Raw genomic sequence first — 14,431 nt, 5'->3', positions numbered from 1 at the left:
AGACAGTGAAAGCGCTAGCTGTCAGTGAACAAGATGGCTTGCTTACAGACCCGCCCGTAAGAACTAAAAGCGAGAATGCTGCTTAAACAAGAAAGGCGTGCTATGCCCGAAGAGCAAAGCGTCCACGCCAGGGACGGCGTGGCCGATCCGCAGGGATGCGGGAATTCTTTGCGATCGGGCATAGCAGGCCTTTCGGCGGCGCCCCTCTCGCAGCCGCCCGGCCACGTGTATCCAGCCCTTGTCCACAGGCACCAAAAAAAACGGCAGGCCGGGTTTCCCCTGACCTGCCGTTTCTGCAACGAACCTCAGCTCACATCAGACAAATTATTCTTCGTCTTCAGCCGCGTCGTCTTCGTTTTCTGCATCCGCTTCCGGTGCAATCTCTTCATCGTCGATCTCTGCTTCTGGCGCAATATCATCCTCGCCTTCCGCTACGCTACCGTCGATTGAATCCAGCTCTTCTTCTTCAACCGGCTCGGCAACACGCTGCAGACCGACCACGTTCTCATCCTCTGCGGTACGAATCAGAATCACACCCTGGGTATTACGACCCACGACGCTCACTTCTGACACGCGGGTACGCACCAGCGTACCGGCATCGGTGATCATCATAATCTGATCGCCATCGACAACCTGAACCGCGCCAATCACCGGACCATTACGCTCGGTCACTTTGATGGAAATAACACCCTGCGTCGCACGCGACTTGGTCGGGTATTCGCTGTTGGCAGTACGCTTACCGTAACCATTCTGGGTCACGGTCATAATTGCACCCTCTTCACGCGGTACAATTAACGAGACCACACGATCGCCTTCAGCCAGCCTGATGCCGCGAACGCCAGAGGCAGTACGACCCATCGCACGGACTGCGGTTTCTGCAAAGCGCACCACTTTACCGGCCGCTGAGAACAGCATCGCTTCGTCATTACCATTGGTCAGCGCCACTCCGATCAGCTCATCATCGTCACGCAGGTTCACGGCAATAATACCGGCGCTGCGCGGACGGCTGAACTCTTTCAGCGCGGTCTTCTTCACGGTTCCCAGCGCGGTCGCCATAAAGATATTGAAGCCTTCGGTATACTCACGTACCGGCAGAATCGCTGTAATACGCTCGTTGGCTTCCAGCGGCAGCAGGTTCACGATCGGACGTCCCCGCGCACCACGACTCGCTTCCGGCAACTGATAAACCTTCATCCAGTACAGACGACCACGGCTTGAGAAGCAGAGAATCGTGTCATGGGTATTGGCCACCAGCAGACGATCAATGAAGTCCTCTTCTTTAATACGTGCGGCTGACTTGCCTTTACCACCACGACGCTGCGCTTCATAGTCGGTCAGCGGCTGATACTTCACGTAGCCCTGATGCGACAATGTCACCACAACATCTTCCTGATTGATCAGGTCTTCGATATTAATATCAGCGGTATTGGCTGTAATCTCTGTGCGACGCTCATCGCCGAACTGATCACGCATCAGCTCCAGCTCTTCGCGAATCACTTCCATCAGACGATCGGCGTCAGACAGAATGCGCAACAGCTCTGCGATCTGCTCCAGCAGACCTTTATACTCATCCAGCAGCTTCTCGTGCTCAAGACCGGTCAGTTTCTGCAGACGCAGATCCAGAATCGCCTGAGCCTGCTGCTCGGTCAGATAGTACTGACCGTCACGGATGCCGTACTGCGGATCCAGCCACTCCGGACGAGCGGCATCGTCGCCCGCACGTTCCAGCATCGCTGACACATTACCCAGATCCCACGCCTGCGCAATCAGACCCGCTTTCGCTTCTGCCGGGTTAGGTGCACGACGAATCAGCTCAATAATCGGATCGATATTCGCCAGCGCAATCGCCAGACCTTCCAGAATATGCGCACGGTCACGGGCTTTACGCAGTTCGAAAATGGTACGACGCGTCACGACTTCACGACGATGGCGAACGAAGGCGTCCAGAATCTCCTTCAGTGCCATAATCTTTGGCTGGCCCTGATGCAGCGCCACCATATTGATACCAAACGAGGTCTGCAGCTGGGTCAGTGAATAGAGATTATTCAGAACCACTTCGCCGACGGCATCGCGCTTGATCTCAATTACGATACGCATGCCGTCTTTATCAGACTCATCGCGCAGTGCGCTGATGCCTTCAACGCGCTTCTCTTTCACCAGCTCCGCAATCTTCTCAATCAGGCGTGCTTTGTTAACCTGATACGGAAGCTCATGAATGATGATGGTCTCGCGGCCCGTTTTCGCATCGGCTTCCACTTCGCCACGCGCACGGATATAAATTTTACCGCGACCGGTGCGGTACGCTTCTTCAATACCACGGCGACCATTGATGATGGCGGCTGTCGGGAAATCTGGCCCCGGAATGTGCTCCATCAGCTCTTCGATGCTGATGTCTTCATTTTCAATATATGCCAGGCAGCCGTTAATCACTTCACGCAGGTTATGCGGTGGAATGTTGGTTGCCATACCCACGGCGATACCGGAAGAACCGTTCACCAGCAGGTTAGGGATTTTGGTTGGCAGAACTTCAGGGATCTGCTCAGTGCCGTCATAGTTCGGGACGAAATCGACGGTCTCTTTTTCCAGGTCAGCTAACAGGTCGTGGGCAATTTTCGACATGCGAATTTCGGTATAACGCATCGCCGCGGCGGAGTCGCCGTCGATGGAACCGAAGTTGCCTTGTCCGTCCACCAGCATGTAACGCAGGGAGAAAGGCTGGGCCATACGTACAATGGTGTCGTAAACGGCGGAATCACCATGCGGGTGATATTTACCGATAACGTCACCGACGACGCGGGCAGATTTTTTATAGGGTTTGTTCCAGTCGTTACCCAGTACACTCATCGCAAAAAGAACGCGACGGTGAACCGGCTTCAGGCCATCACGCACATCGGGTAAAGCTCGGCCAACGATGACCGACATGGCGTAACCGAGGTAAGAATTTTTTAATTCTTCTTCGATATTGACCGGTGTAATTTCTCTCGCAAGGTCGCTCATGGAGCCGCTATCCCTCTACTTAATCCCGGATTTTAAAGGTGCGAAAGTATATCACACTGCAATGCTCTGGTGAACGTTAACCACCGATTTCCCCCGCTTTTCATTGCCCCTGAAAGGTGTGCCAACGGCGGTTAAGCGTTTATACTGTGGGCACATTTTGTCAGGAGTTACGATTCAATGAATGCACAACCGCAGAATCATCAGCATAACGTCGATGCGCAGGAAATTGCCAAGTTTGAGGCCGTTGCCTCGCGCTGGTGGGATCTGGAGGGTGAATTTAAACCGTTGCACCGTATCAACCCGCTGCGCCTGGGCTACATCGCGCAGCACAGCAATGGTCTGTTCGGTAAAACCGTGCTCGACGTCGGATGCGGCGGCGGCATTTTATCCGAAAGCATGGCGCGTGAAGGCGCCGTCGTGACCGGTCTGGATATGGGTGCCGAACCACTGGCCGTGGCGCGCCTGCATGCCCTGGAGAGCGGCGTGACGCTGGACTATGTGCAGCAGACCGTTGAAGAGCATGCCGAGCAGAACGCCGGAAAATATGATGTGGTGACCTGTATGGAGATGCTGGAGCACGTGCCGGATCCGCGCTCGGTGATTCACGCCTGTGCGAAGCTGGTCAAGCCCGGCGGCGAAGTCTTTTTCTCAACGCTGAACCGCAATCCAAAGGCCTGGCTGCTGGCGATTTTCGGCGCGGAATATGTGCTGCGCATGTTGCCGCGCGGCACCCATGATGTGAAGAAATTCATCCGCCCATCCGAACTGCTGGGCTGGGTCGATGAAACGCCCCTGCGTGAACGCCACATTATTGGCCTGCATTACAACCCGGTGACCAACCGCTTCAAACTGGCGCCCGGCACTGACGTGAATTATATGGTGCACACTCACCACGCGGGTTAAGTCATCTGCCCGCCTGAATCCGGCGGGCACTTTTTCCTCTGCCTGCTCTTCCTGTCAGAGTGGTCGCGGCCCTCGCCTCCTGGCAGGCATTCCGATGGCTGCCAATAGGTTACGTCAGCCACGCCCGCATCTGCTCAAGGTCGCGCCCCCCTGCTAGCGGCTTTTATCCATTTTTCATCCCTTTTCTGGCTGAATCCTGAGGATTGAATAAGAAACACGCGCCCGATCATAATAAGAAAAAAAAGTGTGATCCGGTTGACATGTTGCCAGGCCTTACAAGGCGTGGGCTAAGAAATTTCGCAAGAATTACAACCCCTCCAGCCATCATTTTTTGCTCTTGTTAAGCGGCCGTAAAATACTAAAATATCCCCCCATGTAGTTATGACTTTTCTCTTCCCCCCCTAGATGTAGTGTTTATCCACACATTATTCACAATGAATAGGCTGTGTATAAACCGGGATTTCTTTTAATTTTTGGATACTCACGCAAAGGTAAATACGCGACATGAACCAGAGTCTGCTCGTTACTAAACGCGATGGCCGCCAGGAGCGCATTGATCTCGATAAAATTCACCGTGTGCTGGACTGGGCAGCTGAAGGGCTGAACAACGTCTCAGTGTCACAGGTGGAACTGCGCTCTCACATTCAGTTCTATGATGGAATCAGAACGTCTGACATTCATGAGACTATCATCAAGGCCGCAGCAGACCTCATCTCTCGCGATGCCCCTGACTATCAGTACCTGGCTGCCCGCCTGGCGATCTTCCACCTGCGCAAAAAAGCGTATGGTCAGTTTGAGCCGCCGAAGCTTTATGATCAGGTCGTTAAGATGGTCGACATGGGCAAATATGATCGCCACCTGCTGGAAGATTACAGCCAGGAAGAATTCGCGCAGATGGACGAGTTCCTCGACCACTGGCGAGACATGAACTTCTCCTATGCCGCCGTGAAGCAGCTGGAAGGCAAATATCTGGTGCAGAACCGCGTCTCGGGTGAAATCTACGAGAGTGCGCAGTTCCTTTACATTCTGGTCGCGGCCTGCCTCTTCTCTGGCTACCCGCGCGATACGCGTATGGATTACATCAAGCGTTTCTATGATGCGATCTCAACGTTTAAAATCTCGCTGCCGACGCCAATCATGTCAGGCGTGCGAACCCCGACGCGTCAGTTCAGCTCCTGTGTGCTGATCGAGTGCGGCGACAGCCTGGACTCCATCAACGCCACCTCAAGCGCGATTGTGAAATATGTTTCTCAGCGTGCTGGTATCGGCATCAACGCCGGTCGTATCCGTGCGCTGGGCAGCCCGATTCGCGGGGGTGAAGCGTTCCACACCGGCTGTATCCCGTTCTACAAGCATTTCCAGACTGCGGTGAAGTCCTGTTCTCAGGGCGGCGTGCGTGGCGGTGCAGCGACGCTGTTCTACCCGATGTGGCATCTGGAAATCGAAAGCCTGCTGGTGCTGAAAAACAACCGTGGTGTTGAAGGCAACCGCGTGCGTCACATGGACTACGGTGTACAGCTCAACAAGCTGATGTATCAGCGCCTGCTGAAAGGCGAAGATATCACCCTGTTCAGCCCGTCTGACGTGCCAGGCCTGTATGATGCGTTCTTCGCCGATCAGGATGAGTTCGAACGTCTCTACACCAAATATGAGCAGGATCAGAGCATCCGTAAGCAGCGTGTTAAAGCGGTCGATCTTTTCTCGCTGATGATGCAGGAACGTGCTTCAACCGGCCGTATCTACATTCAGAACGTCGACCACTGCAACACCCACAGCCCGTTTGATCCGCGCATCGCACCGGTTCGCCAGTCTAACCTCTGCCTGGAAATCGCCCTGCCGACCAAACCGCTGGAAGATGTTAACGACGAAAACGGTGAGATTGCCCTGTGTACGCTTTCTGCGTTCAACCTCGGCGCCATCGAAAGCCTCGACGATCTGGAAGAGCTGGCTACCCTGGCCGTTCGTGCGCTGGATGCGCTGCTCGATTATCAGGATTACCCGATTCCGGCTGCCCAGCGTGGCGCGATGGGTCGTCGTACCCTGGGTATTGGCGTGATCAACTACGCCTACTATCTGGCGAAGCACGGTGTGCGCTACTCCGATGGCAGCGCCAATGGCCTGACGCACAAAACCTTTGAAGCCATTCAGTACTACCTGTTGAAAGCGTCCAATGAGCTGGCGAAAGAGCAAGGTGCCTGCCCGTGGTTCAATGAAACCACCTATGCGCAGGGCATCATGCCGATCGACACCTACAAGAAAGATCTGGACGCGATCAGCAACGAACCGCTGCATCTCGACTGGGAGAGCCTGCGTGAAGGGATCAAAACGCACGGCCTGCGTAACTCGACCCTGTCTGCGCTGATGCCGTCTGAGACCTCGTCGCAGATCTCCAATGCCACCAACGGCATCGAGCCACCACGCGGTCACATCAGCATCAAAGCATCGAAAGATGGCATCCTGCGTCAGGTGGTGCCGGAGTATGAGCGTCTGAAAGATCAGTACGAACTGCTGTGGGAAATGCCGAACAACGACGGTTACCTGCAACTGGTGGGTCTGATGCAGAAATTCATCGACCAGGCGATTTCGTCTAACACCAACTACGATCCATCACGCTTTACTAACGGTAAAGTGCCGATGAAACAGCTGCTGAAAGATCTGCTGACCGCGTACAAGTTCGGCGTGAAAACGCTCTACTATCAGAACACCCGTGACGGTGCGGAAGATGCGCAGGATGACCTGGCACCTTCTATCCAGGATGATGGCTGCGAGAGCGGCGCCTGTAAAATCTAATGGTCAGGCGGGAGATTCTCCCGCCTCATTCATTTAACGAGGCCTGGCTTCGTCTACTTTTGGACAACTTTTATGGCTTACTCCACTTTCTCACAGAACAAAAATGATCAGCTGAAAGAGCCGATGTTTTTCGGTCAGTCCGTAAACGTGGCGCGCTTCGATCAGCAAAAATATGACATCTTTGAAAAGCTGATCGAAAAGCAGCTCTCCTTCTTCTGGCGTCCGGAAGAGGTTGATGTCTCACGCGACCGTATTGACTACCAGGCGCTGCCAGACCACGAGAAGCATATCTTTATCAGCAACCTGAAGTATCAGACACTGCTGGATTCCATTCAGGGTCGCAGCCCGAACGTCGCCCTGCTTCCGCTGATCTCGATTCCTGAGCTGGAAACCTGGATTGAAACCTGGGCGTTCTCCGAGACGATCCACTCCCGTTCTTACACCCATATCATCCGTAATATCGTTAACGATCCGGCGGTGGTATTCGACGATATCGTCACCAATGAGCAGATTCTGGCGCGTGCCCAGGATATCTCACGCTATTACGACGATCTGATTGAGATGACCAACTACTGGCATCAGCTGGGCGAAGGCACTCATAAGGTCAACGACAAACAGGTTGTGGTCAGCCTGCGCGCCCTGAAGAAGCAGCTCTATATCTGCCTGATGAGCGTCAATGCGCTGGAAGCGATCCGTTTCTATGTCAGCTTCGCCTGTTCATTCGCTTTCGCTGAGCGTGAACTGATGGAAGGCAATGCCAAAATCATCAAACTGATCGCCCGCGATGAAGCGCTGCACCTGACTGGCACCCAGCATATGCTGAACCTGCTGCGCAGCGGCGAAGACGATCCGGAAATGAAAGAGATTGCGGCAGAGTGTCGTGAAGAGTGCTTCGAGCTGTTTAAGAAGGCAGCGCTGCAGGAGAAAGAGTGGGCGGAATATCTGTTCAGTGGCGGTTCAATGATCGGCCTGAACAAAGACATTCTCTGCCAGTACATTGAGTACATCACCAATATCCGTATGCAGGCAGTTGGCCTTGATCTGCCCTTCCAGACGCGCTCTAACCCGATCCCATGGATCAACTCCTGGCTGGTGTCTGACAACGTGCAGGTTGCGCCTCAGGAAGTGGAAGTGAGCTCCTATCTGGTAGGTCAGATCGATTCTGAAGTAGGCGCTAACGACTTCGACGACTTCCAGCTTTAATCATGAGTCGCGACGTTGTTATTCTGCGCAGTTCCGGCGCCCGGCTGGAATGCGCAGAAGATCACCCTAATCTGCTCTCCCTGCTGGAAGCCAATAATCTCTGCGTGGAGTTTCAGTGCCGCGAAGGTTACTGCGGCTCCTGCCGGATGCGGCTGCTGAAAGGCGAAGTGCATTACCCACAGCGGCCGCTGGCCTTTGTGCAGCAGGATGAGATCCTGCCCTGCTGCTGCAAAGCTAAAGGCGAGATCGAGCTTGAGTTGTAACTGAGGCGGAACAAGTCTGGCTTGATTTGCTGTTAGATCGAGTCAGCTTATTTATTGCTGTGAGAATGCCGCTGCAAAGGGTAATTCACAGTCACATACAAAACGGGCGCCTCTGGCGCCCGTTTTGTTTTCACTGAAATTATTGTCTGACAGTTTCAACCACATCAATCCAGCCGTAACCGGTGCTCACTTCGCTGCCGTGTAACCAGCGGCGCAGCATATTCATTGCCATCATCGCCACCACCTTCTGGCGCGTCTCCAGGTTATGACGACCGGTGCTGAACTTCACGCGCTGACCAAAGCCGCCATCCGGCGTATGTAACGCTACCGAAATCGTTTCCTGTTCCAGGCTGCCAACAGAAAGCGCCAGCGCTGCCTGCTGCTGTGCGGCAAGTTCGCGCGTGCGCGTCACCTGCTGCTCCAGCGTCTCCTGCGTTGATGGCATAATGTCAGCGCCCCGCAACGGCACGCTGGCGGCAGCCAGTTGCCAGTAAAGCAGCCCGGCAGTGTATTGCTCGCTGACCGCCAGTTGCTCACCACGCTGCGTCAGCTCGCCTGCCAGCAGCGCTGGTAAGCCTTCCGTGCCTTCAAAGATAGTGCACTCCGCCAGTAACAGACGCACCTGCTGCCACACCTGCTCCATCGCGACACGCTGACTGGCCGGGCCGGTCAGTTTGATCTCAATGATCGGCATCGACGAGCGATAGCCCATCACCACACCTTCCGGCAACGCCAGCGGCTCCAGCTCAGCGGCAATATCACTTTCACCGCGACCAAAGGTGGTCAGTCGCAGACAAATCGGCGGTTCGGGCGGCGAGAATTTTGCTTTCAGACGGGGAATGATCTGCTGCTCCACCATCACCTTAAATTCAGATGGCACGCCAGGCGTGAAGAATATCCAGCAGCGGTTGAGTTGCAGGGCAAAGCCACAGGCGGTTCCGACAGGATTATCAATCAGCTCCGCATTGGCCGGAATTTCAGCCTGCTTGCGATTGCTGGCGGCCATCACCCGGCCACGGCTGGCGAACCAGGCTTCCATTTGTTCCAGCCAATCCTGCTGCATCTCCAGTTCAACCCCACAGGCACGAGCGGCTGCCAGTGCGCTGAGATCGTCACTGGTGGGACCCAGGCCGCCATTCACAATCAACACGTCGGCCTCATGGCTTCGTGCCTGCAGGGTGTCGATGAGCGATTCCAGTGAATCCCCAACCGTGGTTCGGCTGGTCATGGGCAAACCTTGCTGGAATAAAATATCAGCCAGCCAGGCGGCATTGGTATCGACGATTTGGCCATGCAGCACCTCATCCCCGGTAGACAGCATCTCAATTCTAATCACGTCCGGTTCTCCTTTTCACGTTTATTTAACTGTATGAAGTCCACCTGCGAAACACAATCTGTGTGACCCGTGTTTGTTACTGGTTTATCTAAAGCAGCACGTTGCGCATAAAAGTGAATGAGGGCGAGGCAGGCTCAACAGAGGTGAATCAATGAGGGGGTTGAGAAAACAATAAAAAACGGCGGGATTTCCCCGCCGCACGTTTACTGCTGTCGTCTGTTACCGCGCTACATCAGCGAATCGCGATTAGCGACGCGCCAGCAGCAGGCCGAGAACCAGGCCCGCGGTTGCACCAATACCCACGCCCTGCCACGGTTTTTCGTGCACGTAATCGTCTGCACGGTATGCCGCTTGTTTAGCGCGATAGTAGTAACTGTCGGACGCCTGGCTGACACGGGATTTCACATCGTTCAGCGCCTGTTCAGCTTTGCTTTTAAGCTCAATGTACTTCTGATCGGCCGGATCGCCTGATGCCTTAAGCACTTCTTCCAGGGTTTCGGTCAGTAACGCAATATCGTCATCGAGGCCCGATTCGAATTGATTTGTCTGATTTACCATCATTTCCTCCGTGTGAATTGCAAAGCAGTTCATTAACTATAGCCATAATCTGGCGCTCTGCTGATTTCCTGCTCCAGGAATCACCTGATTTTTCATCTGTTAATCTTACTCAGTGCAGGCGGTTCGCCGCTTCGCTGCGCAAAGAAGTGTAAGACGCAGCGGCAACCGCCGAATTTCGCTTCGCTTCTTTGATTAATCTGATAAATTTTGTCGTGACTGAATTTTCCAGTAACCCTACTGTCGTACCCCTCTGTTGCCTGTGATTATCGGGCCATGAAAGTGCATGTTGCACAACAGTCACGACACCCTCGAACAGCTAAGGAATGATCTCTGGCATGAATCGAAGAATGTTTATGAAAGCGTCAATGGCCTTCTCTGCCGTCAGCGGCATGACCGGCCTGTCAACGCTGTTTGCGCAATCCGCATGGGCAGAAGATGGCATTGCTGACGGAACCGCCGTACGCTTCGATTTTGACGTATTGAAGAAAAACGCGGCTGCGCTGGCGAAGAAACCCTGGGGCGGTGCGCCAGGCGCACTGCCGGAGACGCTGGCCACACTGACCCCGCAGGCGTACAACGAAATTCAGTATGACGCCAACCACTCACTCTGGAATAACCTGCCCGATCGTCAGCTGGACGTGCAGTTCTTCCACGTCGGCATGGGCTTCAAGCGGCGCATCCGCATGTTCTCTGTTGACGGCGAGAGCCGTCAGGCACGCGAAATTCACTTCCGCCCTGAACTGTTCAACTATAACAACGCGAAGGTTGATACTAAGCAGCTGGAGGGCAAAACTGACCTCGGCTTTGCCGGTTTCCGCGCCTTTAAAAAACCGGAACTGGCCCGACGCGATATCGTCTCATTCCTGGGCGCAAGTTACTTCCGTGCGGTTGACGATACTTACCAGTACGGCCTCTCGGCGCGTGGTGTCGCGATCAACACCTTCAGTAATGGCCAGGAAGAGTTCCCCGATTTCACCGCTTTCTGGTTTGAAACGCCAAAAGCGGAAGACACGACGTTTACCTGCTACGCCCTGCTGGATGGCGCCAGTGTGACGGGTGCCTATAAATTCATCATCCACTGCGAAGAGAAACGCGTGGTGATGGAGGTGGAGAACCACCTGTTCGCGCGTAAAGAGATCCGTCAGATCGGCATCTCGCCAATGACCAGCATGTTCAGCTGCGGCACTAACGAGCGCCGTATGTGCAACACTTATCATCCGCAGATCCACGACTCCGATCGTCTGGCGATGTGGACAGGTAAAGGCGAATGGATTGCCCGTCCGCTGAATAATCCTCAGCGTCTGCAGTTCAACGCCTATGAAGATGAGAATCCGCGAGGCTTCGGCCTGCTGCAGTTGAATCACGACTTCAAGGATTATCAGGATGTGATTGGCTGGTATGACAAACGTCCGAGTCTGTGGGTTGAGCCGGTCGGCAAGTGGGGCAAAGGCGCGATTAACCTGATGGAGATCCCGACGACCGGTGAAACGCTGGATAACGTGGTCTGCTTCTGGCAACCGGCTGAGCCGGTGAAAGCGGGTAGCGAGCTGAATTTCTCCTACAAGCTTTACTGGAGTGGTCTGCCGCCAGTGCGTAGCGGTCTGGCACGCGTGGATGCGACCCGAACCGGTATCGGTGGTTTCCCGGAGGGCTGGGCACCTGGCGAACACTTCCCGGAAACCTGGTGTCGCCGCTTTGCCATCGATTTTATTGGTGGTGATCTGCAGGCCGCCGCGCCAAAAGGCATTGAACCGGTTATTACCGTTTCATCCGGCAGTGTTAAGCAGGTTGAGATTCTGTATGTCGATCCACTGAAGGGATACCGCATCCTGTTTGACTGGTATCCGAACAGCGATTCTACCCAGCCGGTAGAGATGCGTCTGTTCCTGCGCAGCAAGGATGAGACGCTGAGTGAAACCTGGCTCTATCAGTATTTCCCGCCTGCGCCGGATCAGCGCAAATATGTCGATGACCGTCAGATGACGGTGGGCTGATGGAAAAAGGCGAGGCTCAGGCCTCGCTTTTTTTATGACAAATTCTGCACTAATTTGCGATGAGAGCGAGCCGGCTCAGGGAACACGGTCAGATCGTAAAGTCGCAAAAGCCGTCATCCATGACAAGCTCGGCCCGCGCAATTACGCATCTCATCCATCAGATGCGCCCGTACCGGGCCAACGCTTTGCGTTGTTCAAAAACGCTCCCGGCGTTTTTGTCCATGGCGCGGGACGCTTTCCTCTTCTGCCCCCTGTTCCCTTCGTGTCAAGTTGCTGTATTGCTGCCAGTTTCACTCTCATTCGGCTATGTCATCATTCCAGGCTAAGAATTACTTCGCTTTTTTATGGCGCATTCTTCAGCATATCGACGTGCGGAATGCCATCTTCCAGATAGTTCTCCCCCACCGCCACAAAGCCATGCTGCCCATAGAAGTTTTCAAGATGCGCCTGCGCGGAGAGAAATATGTCACGGCCCGGCCAGTGCTGCTGACAACTGCTAATCGCCTGCTCCATCAGTCGATTGCCCAGACGCGCACCGCGCACCCGATCTGAAACAATGACCCGTCCAATTTTCACAGGGCTGGTTTCATCTTCCGGGGAAAGAAGTCGCGCACAGGCCACCAGCTGATCATCCACCGTGCCCAGCAGATGCCTGTTTTCGGCCTGTAAATCTTTGCCATCCACATCAAGGTAAGCACACTGTTGCTCCACCACAAACACCGCACTGCGCAACGCCAGCAGCGCATAGAGTTCCGGGGCGGTAAGTTCGCTATGGTGTTTATCCTGCCAGTCAATGTTCATGGTCTCTCCTTACTAAACCAGACACTCTACATCAGCGCGAGGTCGTCAGCACCTGCTGGCCACCTCATCTGACAGACAAAAAAAATCAGGCCCGGAGGCCTGATTCATTATTCGCAGTTATCAGCTTACATCAGTGGCTGAGCCATCTGCACCAGTCTGATGAGCGGCTGCGGGTAAACCCCTAACAGCAGTACCAGAATGGCAGAGATCAGGACCACGACACCACCGGCGGTGAATGCCCAGTTAGCCGGGGTATCACGGGTGTGCAGTTCCGGCGGGCTGAGGTAGAGACTTACTGTCACGCGCAGATAGTAGTAGAGGCCAATCGCACTGCCCGCTACTACCGCACCGGTCAGCCACCACAGATGCGCACTGACACCTGAAGCAATCACGTAGAATTTACCGATAAAGCCCAGCGTCATCGGGATACCGGCCAGTGACAGCATCATCACTGTCATGACCGCTGACAGGATAGGACGATGCCAGAACAGACCGCGATAAGAGTAGAGTGAATCTGCATCCGGGCCACGATACGGGCTGGACATCAGACTCACCACACCAAAGGCACCCAGGCTGCTGAACAGATAACCGGCCAGGTAAACACCGGAAGTTTCCAGCGACAGCTGATGATCTTTCACTGCAATCAGCGCGACCAGCAGATAACCGAGGTGAGCGATTGAGGAGTAACCCAGCAGACGCTTGATGTTGCTCTGCGAAATCGCCATCAGGTTACCGAACAGAATCGACACAAAGGCGATCATGGCCAGCACGGTGCGCACCGCTTCGCTGTCGGTCACCGGCGCGTACATAAACAGACGCATGATGACACCGAAGATCGCAATCTTGCTGGCCGTCGCCAGGAAGGTTGAAACCGGCGCAGGCGCACCCTGATACACATCTGGCGTCCAGAGATGGAACGGAACCAGTGAAAGTTTGAAGCCCAGGCCGATGATCATCATGCCCAGACCCACCAGCAGCAGTGGCTCATGGATCATGCTGTCCGTCAGGCTCTGACCCAGCGCAACAAAGCTCAGGTTACCGGAGTCGGCGTAGATCAGCGCAATACCAAACAGCAGGAACGATGAGGCCGCCGCAGACAGAATGGTGTATTTCAGTGCGGCTTCCAGCGAACGTTTCTGACGGAAAGCGTAGCCAATCAGACCAAACAGCGGCAGCGACAGCAGCTCAATGCCGATGAACAGCGAGGCCAGATGGTTAGCACTGGCCAGCACGATGCCACCGAGGGCCGCAATCAGCACCAGCAGATAGAACTCATCTTTGTTGTCCGGGTAACCCGCCAGCCATGGATAGGCAAAGGTACAGGTCGCCAGACTCGCCAGCATCACCAGCGCGGTATAGAACATCGAATAGCCATCGACGCGCAGCAGCGGCGTGACATCCATCGCCCCGACCTGACCGACAAAGTAGAGCGAGAGCAGCGCCAGGTTCAGGCCAACTACCGTTAGTGTGGCGTTAACGAAGTGGTTGCGTCGCCAGGCAATGGACAGCATCACAACCACCACCGTCAATCCGACGATTAACAGCGGTAGTAACGCAATCAATTGGTGAGGAGTTATTGTCATGGC

At 54.6% G+C, this 14,431-nt stretch carries 10 protein-coding genes; 5 read left to right on the top strand and 5 right to left on the bottom strand.

Annotated features, from left to right (window positions below):
* Positions 1-324: 324 nt before the first annotated feature.
* The gene (gene gyrA / locus P2R09_RS08700) at positions 325-2,997 is read right to left on the bottom strand and encodes a DNA topoisomerase (ATP-hydrolyzing) subunit A (protein WP_275768823.1); all 2,673 of its coding nucleotides are present in this window, start codon (positions 2,995-2,997) and stop codon (positions 325-327) included.
* Positions 2,998-3,174: 177 nt separating this feature from the next.
* On the opposite strand from gyrA, the gene ubiG reads away from it, so the two are divergent.
* The 4 genes from ubiG to yfaE all read left to right on the top strand — a co-directional run bounded on the left by ubiG (position 3,175) and on the right by yfaE (position 8,156).
* The gene (gene ubiG / locus P2R09_RS08695; RefSeq protein WP_275768821.1) at positions 3,175-3,900 is read left to right on the top strand and encodes a bifunctional 2-polyprenyl-6-hydroxyphenol methylase/3-demethylubiquinol 3-O-methyltransferase UbiG; all 726 of its coding nucleotides are present in this window, start codon (positions 3,175-3,177) and stop codon (positions 3,898-3,900) included.
* A gap of 504 nt (positions 3,901-4,404) precedes the next feature.
* A complete protein-coding gene (gene nrdA, locus P2R09_RS08690) occupies positions 4,405-6,690 on the top strand; it encodes a class 1a ribonucleoside-diphosphate reductase subunit alpha (RefSeq protein ID WP_275768819.1) in 2,286 nt (761 codons plus the stop codon).
* 72 nt (positions 6,691-6,762) lie between these two features.
* Positions 6,763-7,893 (top strand): class Ia ribonucleoside-diphosphate reductase subunit beta, encoded by a 1,131-nt coding sequence (nrdB, locus tag P2R09_RS08685; protein WP_003854217.1) that lies wholly within the window; start codon positions 6,763-6,765, stop codon positions 7,891-7,893.
* Between the two features lie 2 nt (positions 7,894-7,895).
* Positions 7,896-8,156 carry a class I ribonucleotide reductase maintenance protein YfaE gene (yfaE, locus tag P2R09_RS08680; protein ID WP_003854219.1) on the top strand — a complete coding sequence of 87 codons (261 nt, stop codon included), beginning with the start codon at positions 7,896-7,898 and terminating at the stop codon, positions 8,154-8,156.
* A gap of 139 nt (positions 8,157-8,295) precedes the next feature.
* On the opposite strand, the gene P2R09_RS08675 is transcribed toward yfaE, so the two are convergent.
* Complete coding sequence (locus P2R09_RS08675; RefSeq protein WP_275768815.1) at positions 8,296-9,492, bottom strand: nicotinamide mononucleotide deamidase-related protein YfaY; 1,197 nt, start codon at positions 9,490-9,492, stop codon at positions 8,296-8,298.
* 246 nt (positions 9,493-9,738) lie between these two features.
* The gene (gene elaB, locus P2R09_RS08670) at positions 9,739-10,050 is read right to left on the bottom strand and encodes a stress response protein ElaB (protein WP_003854223.1); all 312 of its coding nucleotides are present in this window, start codon (positions 10,048-10,050) and stop codon (positions 9,739-9,741) included.
* Between the two features lie 335 nt (positions 10,051-10,385).
* On the opposite strand from elaB, the gene P2R09_RS08665 reads away from it, so the two are divergent.
* Positions 10,386-12,044 (top strand): glucan biosynthesis protein, encoded by a 1,659-nt coding sequence (locus tag P2R09_RS08665; protein ID WP_275768813.1) that lies wholly within the window; start codon positions 10,386-10,388, stop codon positions 12,042-12,044.
* Between the two features lie 342 nt (positions 12,045-12,386).
* Here the strand turns inward: P2R09_RS08665 and P2R09_RS08660 are convergent, their stop codons facing one another.
* Together P2R09_RS08660 and nuoN are read right to left on the bottom strand one after the other, a co-directional pair.
* Positions 12,387-12,845, bottom strand: a complete 459-nt coding sequence (locus P2R09_RS08660; RefSeq protein ID WP_275768811.1) for a GNAT family N-acetyltransferase — start codon at positions 12,843-12,845, stop codon at positions 12,387-12,389.
* Between the two features lie 125 nt (positions 12,846-12,970).
* Positions 12,971-14,428: an NADH-quinone oxidoreductase subunit NuoN gene (nuoN, locus tag P2R09_RS08655; protein ID WP_003854230.1), complete on the bottom strand. Its 1,458-nt coding sequence runs from the start codon at positions 14,426-14,428 to the stop codon at positions 12,971-12,973.
* Positions 14,429-14,431: the final 3 nt, after the last annotated feature.

The organism is Pantoea sp. Cr_R13 (assembly GCF_029222565.1).
GTDB classification, from domain to species: domain Bacteria; phylum Pseudomonadota; class Gammaproteobacteria; order Enterobacterales; family Enterobacteriaceae; genus Pantoea; species Pantoea eucalypti.
The sequence above is the reverse complement of the archived record's forward strand: the minus strand, read 5'-3'. Positions and strand labels throughout refer to the sequence as shown.

Coding starts and splice junctions, on each gene's coding strand:
- gyrA (WP_275768823.1), bottom strand. CDS start 2,997: ATGAGCGACCTTGCGAGAGAAATTACACCGGTCAATATCGAAGAAGAA.
- yfaE (WP_003854219.1), top strand. CDS start 7,896: ATGAGTCGCGACGTTGTTATTCTGCGCAGTTCCGGCGCCCGGCTGGAA.
- nuoN (WP_003854230.1), bottom strand. CDS start 14,428: ATGACAATAACTCCTCACCAATTGATTGCGTTACTACCGCTGTTAATC.
- elaB (WP_003854223.1), bottom strand. CDS start 10,050: ATGGTAAATCAGACAAATCAATTCGAATCGGGCCTCGATGACGATATT.
- ubiG (WP_275768821.1), top strand. CDS start 3,175: ATGAATGCACAACCGCAGAATCATCAGCATAACGTCGATGCGCAGGAA.
- P2R09_RS08665 (WP_275768813.1), top strand. CDS start 10,386: ATGAATCGAAGAATGTTTATGAAAGCGTCAATGGCCTTCTCTGCCGTC.
- nrdB (WP_003854217.1), top strand. CDS start 6,763: ATGGCTTACTCCACTTTCTCACAGAACAAAAATGATCAGCTGAAAGAG.
- P2R09_RS08660 (WP_275768811.1), bottom strand. CDS start 12,845: ATGAACATTGACTGGCAGGATAAACACCATAGCGAACTTACCGCCCCG.
- nrdA (WP_275768819.1), top strand. CDS start 4,405: ATGAACCAGAGTCTGCTCGTTACTAAACGCGATGGCCGCCAGGAGCGC.